General features: G+C 65.6%; 13 protein-coding genes. 8 read left to right on the top strand and 5 right to left on the bottom strand.

The window, feature by feature from the left end; all coding sequences use genetic code 11:
• Positions 1-40 precede the first annotated feature (40 nt).
• The 6 genes from GCN78_RS19550 to GCN78_RS19520 all read left to right on the top strand — a co-directional run bounded on the left by GCN78_RS19550 (position 41) and on the right by GCN78_RS19520 (position 8,517).
• Positions 41-2,305 carry a DUF3141 domain-containing protein gene (locus tag GCN78_RS19550; RefSeq protein ID WP_152253178.1) on the top strand — a complete coding sequence of 755 codons (2,265 nt, stop codon included), beginning with the start codon at positions 41-43 and terminating at the stop codon, positions 2,303-2,305.
• 9 nt (positions 2,306-2,314) lie between these two features.
• Positions 2,315-3,730, top strand: a complete 1,416-nt coding sequence (locus GCN78_RS19545; RefSeq protein ID WP_152253177.1) for a bifunctional enoyl-CoA hydratase/phosphate acetyltransferase — start codon at positions 2,315-2,317, stop codon at positions 3,728-3,730.
• Positions 3,727-4,947 (top strand): acetate/propionate family kinase, encoded by a 1,221-nt coding sequence (locus GCN78_RS19540; RefSeq protein WP_152253176.1) that lies wholly within the window; start codon positions 3,727-3,729, stop codon positions 4,945-4,947. Before GCN78_RS19545 ends, GCN78_RS19540 begins: the two co-directional genes overlap by 4 nt.
• Before the next feature lie 214 nt (positions 4,948-5,161).
• Positions 5,162-5,638: a hypothetical protein gene (locus tag GCN78_RS19535; RefSeq protein ID WP_099666487.1), complete on the top strand. Its 477-nt coding sequence runs from the start codon at positions 5,162-5,164 to the stop codon at positions 5,636-5,638.
• Between the two features lie 165 nt (positions 5,639-5,803).
• Positions 5,804-8,143, top strand: a complete 2,340-nt coding sequence (locus GCN78_RS19525) for a M43 family zinc metalloprotease (RefSeq protein ID WP_319633143.1) — start codon at positions 5,804-5,806, stop codon at positions 8,141-8,143.
• Positions 8,143-8,517: a hypothetical protein gene (locus GCN78_RS19520; RefSeq protein WP_152253175.1), complete on the top strand. Its 375-nt coding sequence runs from the start codon at positions 8,143-8,145 to the stop codon at positions 8,515-8,517. The genes GCN78_RS19525 and GCN78_RS19520 overlap by 1 nt, the downstream gene beginning before the upstream one ends.
• Here the strand turns inward: GCN78_RS19520 and GCN78_RS19515 are convergent.
• The 5 genes from GCN78_RS19515 to GCN78_RS19495 form a co-directional block, all read right to left on the bottom strand.
• Positions 8,514-8,702, bottom strand: a complete 189-nt coding sequence (locus GCN78_RS19515; RefSeq protein WP_152253174.1) for a helix-turn-helix domain-containing protein — start codon at positions 8,700-8,702, stop codon at positions 8,514-8,516. The genes GCN78_RS19520 and GCN78_RS19515 overlap by 4 nt on opposite strands.
• Positions 8,703-8,902: 200 nt before the next feature.
• Complete coding sequence (gene parC / locus GCN78_RS19510; RefSeq protein WP_152253173.1) at positions 8,903-11,257, bottom strand: DNA topoisomerase IV subunit A; 2,355 nt, start codon at positions 11,255-11,257, stop codon at positions 8,903-8,905.
• Positions 11,258-11,305: 48 nt separating this feature from the next.
• A complete protein-coding gene (locus GCN78_RS19505; RefSeq protein WP_152253172.1) occupies positions 11,306-13,126 on the bottom strand; it encodes a J domain-containing protein in 1,821 nt (606 codons plus the stop codon).
• Between the two features lie 12 nt (positions 13,127-13,138).
• On the bottom strand, positions 13,139-14,848 hold the full coding sequence (locus GCN78_RS19500) for a molecular chaperone HscC (protein WP_152253171.1): 1,710 nt from the start codon (positions 14,846-14,848) through the stop codon (positions 13,139-13,141).
• Positions 14,848-16,845, bottom strand: coding sequence for a DNA topoisomerase IV subunit B (locus tag GCN78_RS19495; RefSeq protein ID WP_152253170.1), 1,998 nt, complete (start codon positions 16,843-16,845; stop codon positions 14,848-14,850). The genes GCN78_RS19500 and GCN78_RS19495 overlap by 1 nt, the downstream gene beginning before the upstream one ends.
• A gap of 463 nt (positions 16,846-17,308) precedes the next feature.
• Between GCN78_RS19495 and kdpF the strand changes: the two genes are divergently transcribed.
• A complete protein-coding gene (gene kdpF / locus GCN78_RS19490; RefSeq protein WP_034746483.1) occupies positions 17,309-17,398 on the top strand; it encodes a K(+)-transporting ATPase subunit F in 90 nt (29 codons plus the stop codon).
• Entirely contained in the window at positions 17,398-19,203 is a 1,806-nt protein-coding gene (gene kdpA / locus GCN78_RS19485) for a potassium-transporting ATPase subunit KdpA (protein ID WP_152253169.1), read from the top strand. The genes kdpF and kdpA overlap by 1 nt, the downstream gene beginning before the upstream one ends.
• The last annotated feature ends 2 nt before the right edge of the window (positions 19,204-19,205 follow it).

Raw genomic sequence — 19,205 nt, 5'->3', positions numbered from 1 at the left:
GCCGGAATGGTCCGGCGTTTTTTGCTTGAAAAGGATAGCCATGACAACCGAAGCTGCACCATTTTTCTCCACCGGCGGCGTGCCGTCGCTGGGCGTGCTGGGCGACTATGCGCGCGACTCGTGGCAGCGCATCGTGCTGTACGCGGACGTGATGCGCCGGCGCGGCAACCAGTACCAGGAGCATCTGGCCGAGGAAGTGCCGAACGTGCTGGACTTCCCCGCCGAACTGGTGATGTCGGGCCTGGAGCTGGCGCGTCCCGTCAACTACGGCCTGGCGCGCATCCTGACGCCCGATGCGCCCGAACCGGATCCGTCGAAGCGGCCATTCGTCGTCGTCGATCCGCGCGCGGGACACGGCCCCGGCATCGGCGGCTTCAAGGCCGAGAGCGAGATCGGCGTGGCCCTGCGCGCCGGCCATCCGTGCTACTTCATCGGCTTCCTGCCCGATCCCGTGCCGGGACAGACGGTGGAAGACGTGATGCACGCCGAGGCGGCCTTCCTGGAGCAAGTCATCGCCCTGCATCCGCTCAGCGAGGGCAAGCCCGTCGTCATCGGCAATTGCCAGGCGGGCTGGCAAATCCTCATGACGGCGGCCATGCGCCCGGAGCTGTTCGGCCCCATCATCGTGGCCGGCGCGCCCGTGTCGTACTGGGCCGGCTGGCATGGCCGCAATCCGATGCGCTACGCGGGTGGGCTGATGGGCGGGAGCTGGGCCACGGCGCTGGCGGGCGACCTGGGCAACGGCCGTTTCGACGGCGCCAGCCTGGTGCAGAATTTCGAGAAGCTGAACCCGGCCAACACGCTGTGGAGCAAGCAGTACAACCTGTACGCGAACATCGATACGGAAGCGCCCCGCTACCTGGAATTTGAAAAATACTGGGGCGGCCACGTCTTCCTCAACGACGTCGAGATGCAGTACATCGTCGACAATCTGTTCATCGGCAACCGCCTGGCCACGGCCGAATTGATCACCTCCGATGGCGTGCGCCTGGACTTGCGCAATATCCGCTCGCCCATCGTCGTGTTTTGCTCGAACGGCGACAACATCACGCCGCCGCCGCAGGCGCTGGGCTGGATCACGGACCTGTACCGCGACGACAACGACGTGCTGCTGCACGACCAGACCATCGTGTATGCCATCCATGACAGCATCGGCCACCTGGGCATCTTCGTCTCGGCCAAGGTGGGGCACAAGGAACACCAGAAATTCGCCAGCAATATCGACCTGATCAACCTGCTGCCGGCCGGCATCTACGAAGCGCGGATCGTCGACAAGACGCCCGATACGCCGAACGCCGACCTGGCCAGCGGCGACTACGTGCTGCAGGTCGAGCACCGCGGCATCGAGGATGTGCGCGCCATCGTGCAGCCCAGCGTGGAAAACGACCGCAAGTTCGCCGCCGCCGCGCGCGTGTCCGAGGTGAACCTGGCCTTGTACCGCACGTTTGCGCAGCCATGGGTGCGCGCCATGGTCACGCCGCAGTCGGCGCGCTTCCTGCAGCTCGCGCATCCGCTGCGCGTGTCGTACGAGCGCTGGACGGACCACAACCCGCTGGCCCGGCTGGTGGCCAAGGAGGCGGAAAAAGTGCGCGCCCACCGCCAGCCGGTATCGCCCGACAACCCGCTGCTGGCCATGCAGGAAGCCGTCTCCGGCGCCATCACGGCCGGCTTGAACAGCTGGCGCGACTGGCGCGACACGCTGCAGGAAACCACCTTCGATCTGGTGTACGGCTCGCCCCTGGTGCAGGCGTTGACGGGACAAGCCATCGGCGACGCCACGCCGCCGCGCCCCCATCCCGGCATCTCGCCCGAGCATTGCGAGTACGTGCGCTGCGAAACGCGCAAGATGGACGAGGACATGCAGCGCGGCGGCCTGGTGGAGGCGGCCGTGCGCGCGCTGTTCTACATCTACCGCTTCCGCATGATCGCCGACGAGCGCAGGGTCAACCTGGCCCTCAAACTGATCAAGCCGCAATACCGGCAAGGCGTCAGCATGGAGGAATTCCGCGCCATCGTACGCCAGCAGGCGCGCCTGATGCTGCATGATTTCGATGCCGCCATCGCCGCCTTGCCGACCTTGCTGTCGCGCGCCGAGCCGGACGACATCGGCGCGCTGGCCGAGTGGCTGCAGCAGGTGCTGCAAGTGCCCGAAGCGCCGACGCCGGACGAGGAAGCGAGCCTGCAGCAGATGCTGGACGTCTTCGAGCGCGCGGTCAAGGAGCAAGCGAAGGCGCTGCCGCCGGACGCGCGCGCATCCCATGCCGGGCCGAAAGCCAAGCCGGCCAAACACATTACCTCTGCCTAGAAGACCACGATGACTACTACCCAAGACGAAGATTTGCATATCGTGCGTAACCGCACCTTCGACCAGATCGCCATCGGCGACAGCGCCAGCATCACGCGCACCCTGAGCATGGACGATATCGCCCTGTTCGCGGTGATGTCGGGCGACGACAATCCGCAGCACCTCGATGCCGAATTTGCCGCCTCCAGCCGCTACCAGGGCGTCATCGCCCACGGCATGTGGGGCGCGGCCCTCATTTCCGCCGTGCTGGGCACCCGCCTGCCCGGCGCCGGCACCGTCTACACGGGCCAGACCCTGCGCTTTCTGCAACCGGTGCGCGTGGGCGATACGCTGGCCATCAGCGTCACCGTCACGGCCCTCGAGCCGCGCAACCGCCACGTGACCCTGGCCTGCCGCTGCGTCAACCAGCACGGCGCCGTGGTGCTCGACGGCGAGGCGCAGGTGATCGCGCCCGCCGAGCGGATCGAGCGGGCGCGCGCCACCCTGCCCGAAGTGCGTCTGCATAACGGCGACGGCACGCGGCGCCTGCTGGAACACGCGCGCACCCTGGGTCCGATCCGGGTGGCCGTGATCCACCCCTGCGATGAACTTAGCCTGTCGGGCGCGCTCGACGCGCATGCCGCCGGCCTGATCACGCCCGTGCTGGTGGCGCCGCGCGCGCGCCTGGAAGCGGTGGCGCTGGAGGCTGGCCTGAGCCTGGAGGGCATCGCCATCGAGGACGTCGAGCATAGCCATGCGGCCGCCGCGCGCGGCGCCGAACTGGCGGGCAAGGGCGAAGTCGAGGCGCTGATGAAGGGCAGCCTGCACACGGATGAACTGATGTCGGCCGTGCTGTCGGCCAGCGCCGGCCTGCGCACCAAGCGCCGCATCAGCCATTGCTTCCTGATGCAGACGCCCGCCTATCCGCGCCCCTTCATCATCACCGACGCGGCCATCAATATCGCGCCGAACCTGGCCATGAAGGCCGATATCGTGCGCAACGCCATCGACCTGGCCCACGTGATCGGCGTGGCCATGCCGCGCGTGGCCATCCTGGCCGCCGTGGAAACGGTGAACGCGGACATGCCCGCCACCCTGGACGCTGCCGCCCTGTGCAAGATGGCCGACCGTGGCCAGATCACGGGGGCCATCCTCGACGGCCCGCTGGCCTTCGACAACGCCGTCTCGATCGCCGCCGCCACCGTCAAGGGCATCGTTTCCGAGGTGGCGGGCCGCGCCGATATCTTGCTGGTGCCCGACCTGGAAAGCGGCAACATGCTGGCCAAGCAGCTCGAATACATGGGCGACGCGGACAGCGCCGGCATCGTGCTGGGCGCGAAGGTTCCCGTCATTCTGACCAGCCGCGCCGATTCGCGCGCCAGCCGCATCGCCTCGTGCGCCATCGCCGTGATGCTGGCCAACCATTACCGGAGCACGCCGCCATGAACGCAGCAGTCCAACATGCCGCCGACGGCTCCCTGATCCTGGTGCTCAATTGCGGCTCGTCGAGCATCAAGTTCGCCCTGTTCGAGCAGGCGGGCGGCGTGCTGCCGCAGCAGGCGCAATGGAGCGGCAAGGTCGAAGGCATCGGCCGCGAAAACGCCACCTACCGCGCCGGCGGCCTGCCGGCGGTGGCCTTGCAGCTCGATGCGGAGCTGCCCCATCATGCGGCCCTCGAATACATCCGCGCGCAAGTGGTGACGCAGCTGGCCGGGCGTCCGCTGCGCGCCGTGGCGCATCGCGTGGTGCATGGCGGCAGCAAGTATTTCGCCCCCGTGCGCATCGACTTCACCGTGCTGGCGGACCTGAAAAGCTTTGTGCCGCTCGCGCCCCTGCACCAGCCGTTCGCGCTGGAGGCGATCGAGGTGCTGCTCGAATCGCGTCCCGACATCGCCCAGGTGGCGTGCTTCGACACGGCCTTCCACCACACGGTGCCGCAGGTCGAGCAGATGCTGGCCCTGCCGTACGATGCGTGGGAGCGGGGCTTGCGCCGCTATGGCTTCCACGGCCTGTCGTACGAATACCAGTCGCTGGTGCTGGAGCAGCGTTTCGGTGCCGTCGCGCGCGGCAAGGTCATCGTCGCCCACCTGGGCAGCGGCGCCAGCCTGTGCGCCATGGAGAATTTGCACAGCGTGGCCACCACCATGGGCTTTTCCGCGCTCGACGGCCTGATGATGGGCACGCGCTGCGGTTCGCTCGATCCGGGCGCCGTGATCTACCTGATGGAGATCGAGAAGCTGTCGCTGGAAAAAGTGGCGCATGTGCTGTACCACGAATCGGGCTTGCTGGGCGTGTCGGGCGTGTCGGCCGACCCACCCGTGCTGCTGGCGCAGCAGGACCGGCAGGATGCCACGGGCGAGCGCATCCGCGCCGCGCTGGCTTTATATATCCGCCGCATCGTGCGCGAGATCGGCGCCCTGACGGCCGTGCTGGGTGGGCTGGACATGCTGGTGTTTACAGCCGGTATCGGCGAGCACAGCGCCGAGCTGCGCCAGCGCATCTGCGCCGAGCTGGGCTTTACTGGCCCCGTGCTCGATGCGCAGGCGAATGCGCGCAACGCCAGCCGTATTTCCAGCGCTGCCAGCCGCATCGTGGTGGGCGTGGAGCCGGCCAACGAGGAGTGGGTGGCGGCACGCCACGCGGCCCTGGCCGTGGGCGCATGAGGATCTGACCGTGCCATCGCACTCCATGGGGAACGTGCCGGATTGCACATATTTTCCGTTGAGTGCGCTAACGCACTGTCTGGTTTTGGTTTTGTCTTTACTATGAAGTCATGCCATTGCGCTACATCAAGAAACAGCGCGATGCCTGGCAAATTTTGAACATTTTGCCCGCCTTTAGTAAGAATAAAATTAAACCATATTGAAAGGTCACATCATGAACAAATTACTCGCCGCACTGATCGCTACCCTGTTTGCCACCGCCGCCTTCGCGCAAACCGCGCCGGCCACGGAAGCCGTCGTGAAAGCCCAGGCTTCCGCGCAAAAAGACGTCAACAAGGCTGTCGCCTCGGAAGCCAAAGTCGATGCCAAGGCTGACGCGAATGTCGCCAAGGCGGAAATGAAGGCCGACGACAAGAAAGCCGACGCCCACCACAAGGCCAACAAAACCAAGGCCAAGGCACACGACAAAGTCGTCAACGCCGATGCGGAGGACAAGCTGAAAGCGGAAGCCAAGGCGGATAAAACCGATGCCAAGGCCGATGCGAAAGCCACCAAGACGGCCGTGAAAGCGAACGCCAAGGTCGCCAAGGAAAAAGTGGAAGCGAACGCCGACAAGGCTCTGGCCGCCACCAAGACGGAAGAAGCCAAGGCCAAGGCCGACGCTGAAGTCAAGGCAGCCGCCGCCAAGTAATTCCCCGTTTGCGGGCCACGGCCCGCAAGCCCCAAAGACAGCTTCGGCTGTCTTTTTTTTCGTCCGCCACTTTTCCCGGGCGTCGCTTGCCAGTCTTGATCTGGCACAAATGCTCCTCTTTTCGCCGTGCCATAGTGATCTGGCAAACAGACGAAGGGAGACATCATGAGCACCGCTAAAACGAAAAAATCACCGGCCACCGGTTCGGCTGAAGGCATGTCCGCCATGTCTTCCGTGCAGGCGATGCCGGTCGAAGGCGACATACAGGCCGACGCTGGCGCGGCAGGCGACGGCGATGCCATGTCCGGCTCGCGCCCGGGCGTGTCGTACGCGGACCAGGCCGCTACCCATGCCGCGGCCACCGCCGGCGCCGGGAGCATGCCGGGCGGCGGCATGCAGCAGGCATCGCAGGGCATGGCTGGCGCCAGTTGCATGCACGTGGGCGATGGCGGCGGCATGGGCGGCGACCGCGATAGCGGGGGCGGCGGTGGCGGCATGGGGGGCGGCGGAGGCGGTGGCGGAGGGCAGGGCGGCGGCGCGCCGCAGGTGCGCACCTGCGCCACGATGGACGTGCATCGCCGCCTGCTGACCGAAGATCCATCCTATGCGAGCGTACGCGCCGATATCGAAAACCTGGCCGGATTGTACGCGGGCGACGGCAGTATCGCCGGCCGTTCCGGCGTGACGCAGATACCGGTGGTGGTGCACGTGGTGTGGAATACGGCCGCGCAGAATATTTCGGATGCGCAGATCGCCAGCCAGATCGACGTGCTGAACCGTGACTTCCGGCGCGTCAATCCGGATGTCAACAGCACGCCGGCGCCGTTCCTGCCGCTGACGGCCGATGCGCGCGTGGAATTCGCCCTGGCCACGATCGATCCGAACGGTGCGGCCACCAGCGGCATCGAGCGGCGCCAGACGACGGTGGCCTCGTTTGGCGCGGACGATGCCGTCAAGTCGCAGGCGACGGGCGGCATGAATGCCTGGCCGGCCGATACCTATCTCAATATCTGGGTATGCCAGCTGGGTGGCGGCCTGCTGGGCTACGCGCAGTTTCCCGGCGGCCCGGCCGCCACCGACGGCGTGGTGATCCTGCAATCGGCGTTTGGCACGAGCGGCACGGCGGCGCCGCCGTTCCACCTGGGACGCACGGCCACGCATGAAATCGGCCACTGGCTGAACCTGAACCATATCTGGGGTGACGACGGCACCGGCTGCTCGGGCACGGACAACGTGGCCGACACGCCCAACCAGGGCGGGCCGAACACGGGACAGCCCTCGTTCCCCCACATTTCCTGCAGCAATGGGCCGAATGGCGACATGTTCATGAATTACATGGATTATGTCGACGATCCCGCCATGTTCATGTTCACGGCGGGCCAGGTGGCGCGCATGCAGGCTTGCCTCGATGGTCCGCGCGCCAGCATCGGCACGGGGACGGGCGGCACGGGCGCCACGCCGCGCCAGAGCTCTTCTCCCGTCGTGGCCTGGGGCGCGAACCGCCTCGACGTCTTCGTGGTGGGCACGGACCGCGCGCTGTACCACAAGGCCTGGAATGGCACGGCCTGGGCGCCGTCCGTCACCGGCTATGAAGGCCAGGGCGGCATCTGCACCAGCGCGCCGCAGGTGGTGTCGTGGGCGCCGAACCGGCTCGATGTGTTCGTCACGGGCACCGACAGCGGCTTGTTCCACAAATGGTGGAACGGCACGGCGTGGGGGCCGTCCCTGACCGGCTATGAGGCGATGGGCGGTTTGTGCGTGGGCGATCCGCGCGCCGTGGCCTGGGGTCCGAACCGGCTCGACGTGTTTGTCGTCGGCACGGACCGGGCCCTGTATCACAAGTGGTGGAACGGCGCGGCCTGGGGGCCGTCGCTGACGGGCTACGAAGCCATGGGCGGTATCTGCCTGGGCCAGCCGGAAGCCGTGGCGTGGGGGCCGAACCGCCTCGATGTCTTCGTCATCGGCACGGACCGGGCCCTGTACCACAAGTGGTGGAACGGCACGGCCTGGGGACCGTCGCTGACGGGCTACGAGCGCCTGGGCGGCATCTGCACCTCGTCGCCGAAGGCGGTGGCGTGGGGGCCGAACCGCCTCGACGTCTTCGTTACGGGCACCGATGGCGCGTTGTACCACAAGTGGTGGGATGGCGCGAAATGGGGGCCGTCCAACGACGGCTTCGAACGCCTGGGCGGCATCTGCGTGGGCGAGGTGGAAGCCGTGTCGTGGGCGCCCAACCGGCTCGATGTCTTCGTCATCGGCACGGACAGCGCCCTGTACCACAAGGCGTGGAATGGATCCGCCTGGTCGCCTTCCGTGACGGGGTTTGAAAACCTGGGCGGCATCTGCACCTCGCGTCCGCGCGCCACGGCGTGGGCGGCGAACCGCCTCGACGTGTTTGTCACGGGCACGAATGGCGCCCTGTTCCACAAGGCGTGGAACGGCACGGCCTGGTCGCCTTCCGTGAGCGGCTATGAAAGCCTGGGCGGCGTGGTATCGTGTTTCTGATGACAATCTGTTCAACGGGAGGCGGCATGCACGGCATGACGATGGCTTTGCCCAGCGGTAGCTGGACGCATTCCTTCGAGGAGGATGCGGATGGTATCGAGGTGTACCGGCCCACGGCCACGTTCGCCTTTCCGCCCAGCCGCAAGGGGCGCAAGGTGCTGGAGTTCGGCGTGCCTGCCGGCGCCATGGCGCCAGGGGAGGCGACCTTGACGTCGATGGCGCCCGGCCCCGATGACCGGCCCCGCGCCGGCCCCGTGACCCGGTTGCGGCCCCTGGGCATGGGGCGTTACGCGCTGGGCGATGCTGGCGGGGCGCAGGAGGTGATCGACATCGTTGAAGCGACGCCCGACGTGCTGCGCCTGTCGCGGCGTTAAGGCGTGCCGCGCAGTTTGCAGGCGAGCGCCGTGCGGTTGCCCACGCCCAGCTTCTGGTAAATCGCATGCAGCTGGTTGCGCACGGTGGCCGGCGACTTGCCCAGTTCCCTGGCGATGCTTTTATACGGCAAGCCTTCGGCCGCCATGGCCGCCACCCGCCGTTCGGCCGGGGTCAGGCGCTGCATGGCGGCTTGCCTGAAACGTTGTTTGTCATCCCTGTTCTCCTGTCCGTGGGCGGCATGCCGGTGGCGTGCCTGCAGGGATAACGGGAACGCGGGACAGATCTGCAAAATTATCTGTAAAACTATCTTTCCTGCTGCCGCTGCGCGGCGATGGGCGAAAAAAAAGACAGGCGAACCTGTCTTTTCGTATGGCCGGGTGGCGATCAGCCGATGGCCGCCATGGAGACCGGTTTCAGCTTGGCCGCCAGCGCCTTGCCCTTCTTCGCGCGCTTGCCGAAATGCTCGGCCAGGGCCGTGGCGCCCAGCGACGCATCCTGGGGCTTCGAGGCCCGGCCGATGCCCGAGACCACCACGCCGCGCTGCGTGATCGGCTGCACGGCCAGCAGCTTGTCCTTGGCATCGAGGTCGATCAGCTTGACGCCGGTGCCGCCCTTGGACAGGGTTTTCATTTCATCGAGACCGAACACCAGCAGGCGCGCGTCTTCCGTCAGGCAGGCCAGGGCGCTGGCCGCCTCGGGAATGACTTTCGGCGCCAGAGGCACGTCGCCGTCGTCCAGGGTGATGAAGGCCTTGCCGCCTTTCAGACGGCTCGTCATGTCGCCCGCCTTGGCGATGAAGCCGTAGCCGGCGCTCGTCGCCAGCAGCAAGCTGGTGGCGCCGTTGCCCGCAAAATAATGGAGGATGCGCACGGCGTTGCCCGGCGTGCCGCCGCTCAGGTCGCACAAGGTCGTGATCGGCACGCCATCGCCGCGCGCGTTGGGCAGGGCCGAGACGGGCACCGAGTAGATCTTGCCGTTGTTGCCAAAGCCCAGCAGCGTGTCGACCGTGCGGCATTCGAAGGCGCCATGCAGGCTGTCGCCCGCCTTGAACGTGAACTGCGCCGCATCGTGGCCGATGCCGGTGCGCGCGCGCACCCAGCCTTTTTCCGAGATGATGACGGTGACCGGTTCATCGACCACTTTTTGCTCGGCCACGGCTTTTTGCGCTTCCTCGATCAGGGTGCGGCGCGCATCGCCGAACTGCTTGGCGTCCGCTTCGATTTCGCGGATGATGGCGCGCTTCATCGAGCCCGGGTTGTCGAGCAGGTCTTGCAGCGACTTTTCTTCCTTGCGCAGCTCGGCCAGTTCCTGCTGGATCTTGATCGTTTCCAGGCGCGCCAGCTGGCGCAAGCGGATTTCCAGGATGTCGTCGGCCTGGCGTTCGGACAGTTTGAACGCCTCGATCAGGGCCGCCTTCGGTTCATCCGAATTACGGATGATCTGGATCACCTTGTCGATATTGAGCAGGATCGCTTCGCGTCCTTCCAGGATATGGATGCGGTCCTTGACCTTGCCCAGTTTGTAGCCGGTGCGGCGCGTGACGGTTTCGAAGCGGAAATCGATCCACTCGCGCAGGATGTCGCCCAGGCCTTTCTGGCGCGGACGGCCATCGCCGCCGATCATCACCAGGTTGATCGAGGTCGACGATTCCAGCGAGGTGTGCGCCAGCAGCATCAGCATGAATTCCGTCTGGTCCTGGTTCTTCGACTTCGGCTCGAACACCAGGCGCACGGGCGCGGCGCGGCCCGATTCGTCGCGGATGGTGTCGAGCGAATTGAGGATCAGCGCCTTCAGGGCCACCTGGTCCGGCGACAGCGCCTTCTTGCCCAGCTTGATCTTCGGATTCGTCAATTCCTCGATTTCTTCCAGCACCTTTTGCGAGGAGGTACCGGGCGGCAGTTCCGTCACGACGGCTTGCCACTGGCCGCGCGCCAGCTCTTCGATCTTCCAGCGCGCGCGCACCTTCATGCTGCCACGGCCGCTCGCATACATGTCCTGGATCTGCGACGGCGGCGTGATGATCTGGCCGCCGCCGGGGAAGTCGGGACCGGGCATGATGGCCATCAGCTCGGCGTGCGTCATCTTCGGATCGCGGATCATGGCGACAGCCGCCTTGGCCACTTCCGCCAGGTTGTGCGACGGGATTTCCGTCGCCAGGCCCACTGCGATGCCGGAGGCGCCGTTCAGCAGCACCATCGGCAGGCGCGCCGGCAGCAGCTTCGGTTCTTCCGTCGAACCGTCGTAGTTGGGCTGGAAGTCCACCGTGCCCATGCCGATTTCATCCATCAGCAGCTTGGCGATCGGCGTCAGGCGCGCTTCCGTGTAACGCATGGCCGCCGCGCCATCGCCATCGCGCGAGCCGAAGTTGCCCTGGCCATCGATCAGCGGGTAGCGCAGCGAGAAGTCCTGCGCCATGCGCACCAACGCGTCGTACACGGACTGGTCGCCGTGCGGATGCAATTTACCCAGCACGTCGCCGACCACGGCCGCCGATTTGCGCGGCTTCGCCGTGGAATTGAGGCCCAGCTCATTCATCGCATACAGGATGCGGCGCTGCACGGGCTTCTGGCCGTCGCAGACGTCGGGCAGGGCGCGGCCCTTGACGACGGAGATGGCGTAATCGAGATAGGCGCGCTCGGCGAAGGTGGAGAGGGTCAGCGCTTCGCCGTCGAATACCGGTTCATCCGGCTCGATCGGCTCAGGCTGGGCATCGTCAAATAAATTGGTTTGTGTGGACATGGCGCTTGTTTCGGTGTGAAGTGGTTGCGGTTGAATTCGTGGGGCTGATTATGACAGCCCGGGTTTGGCTGACGACAGCCGGTAAGTCTGGTACATATAGCGCAGGGTGAAATACAGCACGGCCAGGGCTACTTCGACGCTGCGATGCATGATGGGGCGCGCCCCCATCGCCGGGGCCAGGTTGGCCAGCACGACGCTGGCGATGGACGGCGCCAGCACCAGCGGCCACATGCTGCGCCACTTGAAATCGCTGGGGGAAAACAGCATGCCGGCGCAGGACCAGAGCAGCAGCGCGGCGCCAACGAAGGCGGCCGGCAGCAGCTGCAAATACAGCAGCGACAGCAAGCCCGCGCAGCCGATCAGCCATGCCGCGCGCAGGCGCGGCAAGAGCGCCTCGGGGAAGCGGCAATCGCCATACAGGCCGGTGGCGCTGCGCAGGGCCAGCGCCGCCAGGCAAAAGATCAGGGGCATGGCTTCGCCGACGGCCAGCGCCGGCTGGCCCCTGCCGCTCATGAACATGGCGCCAAACAGCGACAGACCGAGGACAAGGAGCAGCAGCATGCCGTGCAGCAATTGCCGGTTCATCGCATACGCGAGCAGGGCCGACGCGCACAAACCGGCCGCGGTGACGAGGCGCATGGTCTCGCCGCGTTCTGGCAGGAACAGCAGCAGGGCCAGCACGAGATAGGGCGCGATCCAGCCCAGTTGCCGCAAGCCGGGCCGCTTCCACAGCACGGGAAGGCGTTCCTGCAGCGTTTCCTGGAGTGCGTCCAGCCGCGTGAACAGCGGCGCCGGCCAGCGCAAGGCATGCATGGCCAGCAGGCCAAAGGCGAACGCCTGGAAGCCCAGCAGGCTGGCATAGGCCGCCGTGTCGCCGAGCTTGAAGCCGGCCGCATCGAGCACGCCGGCCAGCATGAAGTGCAGCACGAAGCCCAGGCCGCCCGAGGCCAGCGCCGTCTGCTTGAAGTAGCGCTTGGCATGCACGGCCTCTTCCCACTGCTCGAACAGGTCCGTATCGAGCTTGCAGGCCAGCATTTCGGCGTGCTGCCAGCGTATCGCGTGCAGCAGCTCGCGCAGCTGCAGCGTGAATTTGCGGTCGAACAGCTGGCGCGCGTAGGCCGATGGCGGCTGCTGCGACATGATGCAGTCCAGGCCCGGGTAGCTGTCGCGGTTGTCGCTGAAATGGGCGAACGAGCGGTCCGCCCGGTAGCGCTGCACGGCGCCGCGCACCAGGTCCGCATGGCTGCGCGCCAGGTAGGAAAAATCGTGGTCCCAGCCCAGCTGCTCGAACAGGGCCCGGCGCAACGCCAGGTCATAGCCGGCGCTGGCGCAATAGCGCAGCGCGCACAGCTCGAATTCCTCGCGCACGTCGAGGTTCAGCATGGCGTCGTCCTGCAGCATGCGGGCCAGCACGTCGTCGGCATCGGCGTGCCGCACCAGCGCCAGGCAGCCTTGCCACAGATTGGCCGCTTCCTGCGCCGGATCGATGGCGACCACGCCCCATTGCTCCTGCGGCGGTGCGGGCTCCTGGGCGATGACGCCCCACAGTTCCGCCGGCGGCGCCTGCGTTTCCTGCGCCGCCTCGTCGATGACGCCCCATAGCTCGGCCGCTTCCATGGGCGGCGCTTCCGGCGCGTCCGCCGCTTCGGCCTTGGTCCCGGCCACGTGCGCTTCCGGCAGTTCCCCGGCAAACAGGTGCGCATGGCGCAGCGCGTATTCATACGCTTCGCGCAGCTCCTGGAAGGCGGCCGGATCGTCCTCGGGACGCGTCACCTTCAGGCGCTTCGCGTACGCGCGCTTGAGGGCGCGCTCGTCGCCGGTCGGCTCCGTGCCCAGGATCTCCCACAGGCTGCGCTGCCCGTTATGCATGCCGCCGTCCATTTACAGGAAGCTCTCGCTCTCGACCTGGCGCAACACTTCATCGAGCGCCTGGCGCGCCTTGCGGATGGTGTTCGGGTCCTGCGTTTCCAGCGCGGCCTGGAAATTGGCCGTGTGCGCCGCCAGGTACTGGCGCACGTCGCCCAGCGACTGTTCGTACAGGCGGTCGGCGCGCGTGACGAGGGTGCGGTTTTCCATCTGCTCGCGCGGGTGGATCTTCAGGTCGGCCAGTTCCGCAAAGCGCTGCTCGATCTGTTCCGGCGTCATCACGCCCGCGTTGTCGCTGATGATCATCTTGTGCTTTTCCTGCGTGGCCAGCACCGTCACTTCCGCTTCCAGCACGCCGCTGACGTCATAGGTGAAGCGCACGTCGATGCCGATCTCGCCCGCCTTTTTCGCGGGTATCGGGAAGCTGATCTTGCCGAGGAAGACGTTGTCGGCCACCAGGCGCGACTCGCCCTGGAAGATCGCCACGTTGATTTCCTTCTGGTTGTCGTAGATGGTGGTGATGTTTTCCGTACGGGAGACGGGCACCACGGAGTTGCGCTCGATGATGGGCAGGTAATGCCCGCCTTCATACTGGTTCGCGCCCACCTGGCGCGAAATCGAAATGCCCAGCGAATACGGCGCCACGTCCGTCATGACCACTTCGTCGAGGGCGGAGTCGCGCATCTTGAGGCCCGCCTGCACGGCGGCGCCCAGCGCCACGGCTTCGTCCGGGTCCAGGTGGATGGCGGGGAAGCGGCCGAACATGCGCGAGACGAGCTTGCGCACCAGCGGCATGCGCGTGGCGCCGCCGGCCAGCACCACTTCATTCAATTCCGCGGCGCGGATGGTGGCGTCGCGCAGCGCCCGTTCCACGGGCAGGCGCAAACGGGCCAGCAGGGGTTCGCACAGCTGCGCCAGTCGGTCTTCGCTGATCTCCCAGCTGTATTCCTTGTCCTGGTAGCGCGTGGCCATGCGCACGGACGGCTGCTCCGACAGCAGGCGCTTGACGCGCTCGGCCTCATCGCGCAGCAGCTGCTGCTGGCGCGGATCGAACAGGCGGCTGCCGGCCGCTTCGCGCAAGCCGCTGCCTTCCAGGAAGGCGTCGACCAGCACGGTGACGAAGTCTTCGCCGCCCAGAAAATTGTCGCCGGCCGAGGCGCGCACTTCCATCACGCCTTCGAACAGCTCCAGGATCGACACGTCGAACGTGCCGCCGCCCAGGTCGAAGACGAGGAATTTGCTTTCCTGCTCCTTGTCGCGGATACCGTAGGCCAGCGCGGCGGCCGTCGGCTCGTTCAGCAGGCGTTCCACGCGCAGGCCCGCGAGCTGGCCGGCGATGCGCGTGGCCTTGCGCTGTGCATCGCTGAAATACGCGGGCACGGTGATGATGGCTTCCTCGACCTTGTGGCCCAGGAAGGCTTCGGCATCTTCCTTCAGCGCGCGCAGCACCATCGACGACAGCTCTTCCGGACGGAATCGCTGCGTGCCGAGGGTGATCTTCTTTTCGCTGCCCATGTAGCGCTTGAAGACGGCCGCCGTCAGCTGCGGGTGCGTCTGCAGGCGCTCGCGCGCCGCGCGGCCCACCAGCACGGTGCCGTCGTCATCGATGCTCACGCACGACGGCGTCAGGTGTTCACCGAGCGCATTCGGAATGATGGCAGCCTTGCCGTCGCGCCAGATGGCGACCAGGCTGTTGGTGGTGCCCAGGTCGATGCCGATGATCATCAGATATCCGCCTCCGCCTCATTGCCGTGTTCCTCGATCCAGGCGCGGCGTCCGGCCGCTTCGCCCTTGCCCATCAACATATTGAAGCGGGAAGCCGAGGCCATGTGGTCGATTTCCCCCAGGGTGACGGGCAGCAGGCGGCGCGTGTCCGGGTTCATCGTCGTTTCCCACAGCTGCTCGGCGTTCATCTCGCCCAGGCCCTTGAAGCGCGAGATCGACCAGGCGCCCTGTTTCACGCCTTCCTTGCGCAGCTTGTCCTCGATGGCGAGCAGTTCGCCGTCGTCGAGCGCATAGATTTTCTGCATCGGCTTCTTGCCGCGCGCCGGCGCGTCCACGCGGTACAAAGGCGGACGGGCGATGCAGATGTGGCCCTTGTTGATCAGCGCCGGGAAGTGCTTGAAGAAGAGGGTCAGCAGCAGTACCTGGATGTGCGAGCCGTCCACGTCCGCATCCGACAGGATGCAGATCTTGCCGTAGCGCAGACCCGACAGGTCGGGCGAGTCGCCCACGCTGTGCGGATCGACGCCGATGGCCACGGCGATGTCGTGGATCTCGTTATTGGCGAACAGGCGGTCGCGGTCCGTCTCCCACGAGTTCAAGACCTTGCCGCGCAGGGGCAGGATGGCCTGGAATTCCTTGTCGCGGCCCATCTTGGCCGAGCCGCCCGCCGAGTCGCCCTCGACGAGGAACAGTTCATTGCGCGTGATGTCCGACGATTCGCAGTCGGTCAGCTTGCCCGGCAGGACGGCGACGCCCGAGGATTTTTTCTTTTCCACTTTTTGCAGCGAACGCTGGCGCGACTGCGCCTGCTTGATCACCAGCTCGGCCAGCTTCTTGCCGTAATCGACGTGCTGGTTCAGCCACAGTTCCAGCGGCGGCTTGGTGAAGGTCGAGACGAGGCGCACGGCGTCGCGCGAGTTCAGGCGTTCCTTGATCTGGCCCTGGAATTGCGGGTCCAGCACCTTGGCCGACAGCACGAAGGAAGCGCGCGCGAACACGTCTTCCGGCAGCAATTTGACGCCTTTCGGCAGCAGCGAGTGCATTTCGACGAAATTTTTCACGGCGCCGAACAGGCCGTCGCGCAAGCCCGATTCGTGCGTGCCGCCATTCGAGGTGGGGATCAGGTTGACGTACGATTCGCGCACGATGGCGCCTTCTTCCGTCCACGCCACCACCCAGGCCGCGCCTTCGCCTTCGGCAAAGCCTTCCGAGTCTGGCCCCGCGTACTGCGCGCCTTCGAACAGGGGAATCAGGGTTTCGCCATTCGATACCTGCGCCAGCGTTTCGGTCAGGTAGCCGCGCAAGCCTTCCGCGTATTGCCAGGTCTGCGTGTCGCCCGTTTTCGCGTTGGTCAGGGTGACTGTGACGCCCGGCAGCAGCACGGCTTTCGAACGCAGCAGGCGTTGCAGCTCCGTTTGCGAAATGTTGGGCGAATCGAAATACTTGGGGTCGGGCCAGGCGGTGACGCGCGTGCCCGACTTCTTGCCGTCGCGCGGGGCGGGGCGGGAACTCAGGGGCTCGATCACGTCGCCGTTGGCAAACACCATGTGGTGCAAGCCGTTGCCATCGCTTTCCTTGCGCCAGACGGTGATTTCCAGGCGCGTCGACAGCGCATTGGTGACGGACACGCCGACGCCGTGCAAGCCGCCCGAGAACGCGTAGGCGCCGCCCGAACCCTTGTCGAACTTGCCGCCCGCGTGCAGCCGTGTAAACACGATTTCCACCGTCGGCACGCCTTCTTCCGGGTGCAGGCCGACGGGAATGCCGCGGCCATTGTCTTCGACGGTGATGCTGCCATCCGTGTTTTGCGTCACGGCGATATGCGTGCAATGACCGCCCAGCGCCTCGTCGGAGGCATTGTCGATCACTTCCTGAATGATGTGCAGCGGATTTTCAGTGCGGGTGTACATCCCCGGGCGCTGCTTGACGGGTTCCAGTCCTTTCAGGACACGGATGGATGATTCGCTGTAGTCGGATGCTGGTTTTTTAGTGGCCATACGTGTTCAAGCTAAGTAAAGACAGTGGTTGGAACGCCAGGCCAGGGCACTGCGGGGCGCAATGACAGCGGCGGCGATAACTGTATGAATATACAGTATATCCCGTCCAGCGTCACTGGGGGAGGGCAGTGCGGCAGGCTTGGCATCCTTGTGCGGACGCTCGCGCATTCTATCTTGTCCCGCGAGCAATAGCGCTACTCCAAGGCAACAACAGTGCATCGCGCGTGGGGTTTGGCGCCCATTGTGAAGGATTTTATGCGGTAAAGCCCCCGTTTTTACATCTTGTTTACAAGCGCCTCCCCAGTCTTTACGAATTTTTTAGACCCTTTTGGCTAATCTGCTCACTATCAAAACAAACCTGTGTGAGGGTGGGAATGGATCTCGTGTATCTCGGCTTGATTGCCGTGTTTTTCGTCCTGGCGGCCGGCTTTGCCGTCGCCTGCGACAAATTAGGGAGCGTCAAATGAACGCGTTTTATGTGCTGGGCGCCGTCGTTTCGGCTGGCCTGCTCGTGTACCTGCTGGTCGCGCTGCTGAAGGCGGAGGAACTGTGATGACGACGCAATCGATATTGTTACTGGTGGCCTTCCTGGCCGTGCTGCTGGCCGCCGGCTATCCGCTGGGCCTGTACATGGCCAGGGTGGCCGGCGATGGCCCCGTGCGCGGCCTGGGCTGGCTGCAAAAGCTGGAAAACCTGTTGTACCGCTGGTCCGGCCTGCCCGCCGACAAGGCCATGGGCTGGAAAAGCTATGCCATCGCCCTGATCGTCTTCAATACCGTGGGCGCCGTCTTCGTTTACGGCCTGCAGCGCCTGCAGGGCTTCTTGCCACTGAATCCCCAGGGCCTGGGCGCCGTCAGCCCCGATTCCTCGTTCAATACCACCGTCAGCTTCGTCGCCAACACCAACTGGCAGGGCTACGGCGGCGAACAGACCATGAGCTACCTGACCCAGATGCTGGGCATGGCTTGCCAGAACTTCTTTTCGGCGGCCACCGGCATTGCCGTGATCTTCGCGCTGGTGCGCGGCTTCGCCTCGCGCTCGGGCAAATCGATCGGCAATTTCTGGGTCGACCTGGTGCGCTCGACCCTGTACATCCTGCTGCCCCTGTCGCTGGCCCTGTCCGTCGTCTTCATGGGCGAAGGCATGATCCAGAATTTTTCCGCCTACAAGGAAGTGACCCTGCTCGACCACGTGGCCTATGAAACGCCGAAGGTGACGGCCGACGGCCAGCCCGTGCTCGATGCGGCCGGCAAGCCCGTGATGGAAGCGCAAGTGGCGACGACGCAGACGATCGCCATGGGCCCCGTCGCGTCGCAGGAATCGATCAAGCTGCTGGGCACGAATGGCGGCGGCTTCTTCAATGCCAATTCCTCGCACCCGTACGAAAACCCGACCGTGCTGTCGAACTTCCTGCAGATGCTGGCCATCTTCATTATTCCCGCCGGCCTGTGCTTCACATTCGGCCGCATGGTGGGCGACCTGCGCCAGGGCTGGGCCGTGCTGGCCGCGATGAGCCTGATCTTCGTCGTCATGACGGCCGGCGTGATGAGCGCCGAGCAGCAAGCCAGCCCCGCCTTGCAAGCGCTGGGCGTGGACCAGCAGGCCAGCAGCCTGCAATCGGGCGGCAATATGGAAGGCAAGGAAACGCGCTTCGGCATCAGCTCCTCGACCCTGTTCGCGGCGGTGACGACGGCCGCATCGTGCGGCGCCGTCAATTCCATGCACGACTCCTACATGCCCCTGGGCGGCATGGTGCCGCTGTTGCTGATGCAGTTCGGCGAAGTCGTCTTCGGCGGCGTGGGCACGGGCCTGTACGGCATGCTGATGTTCGCCATCCTGGCCGTCTTCATCGCCGGCCTGATGATCGGCCGCACGCCTGAATACCTGGGCAAGAAAATCCAGGCCTATGAAATGAAGATGGTCTCGCTGGCCATCCTGATTACGCCAGCCCTGGTATTGACGGGCACGGCGATCGCCGTGATGGTCGAACCGGGCAAGATCGGCGTGGCCAATCCGGGCGCGCATGGCTTCTCCGAGATCCTGTACGCCTTCACGTCGGCCGCCAACAACAACGGCAGCGCGTTCGCCGGCCTGTCCGCCAACACGCCGTTCTACAACGTGATGCTGGCGATCGCCATGTGGTTCGGCCGCTTCGGCGTGATCGTGCCCGTGCTGGCGGTGGCCGGTTCGCTGGCGGCCAAGCAGCGCCTGTCGGCCAACGCCGGCACCATGCCCACGCACGGCCCCATGTTCATCGGCCTGTTGATCGGCGTCGTCGTGCTCGTCGGCGTGCTCAATTACGTTCCCGCGCTGGCCCTGGGCCCGATCGTCGAACACCTGCAACTTTTTACAAAATAAGA

Origin of the sequence: Janthinobacterium rivuli, from assembly GCF_009208735.1 — a bacterium.
Classification (GTDB): Bacteria; Pseudomonadota; Gammaproteobacteria; order Burkholderiales; family Burkholderiaceae_D; genus Janthinobacterium.
This window is presented reverse-complemented; position numbering and strand designations above follow the sequence as displayed.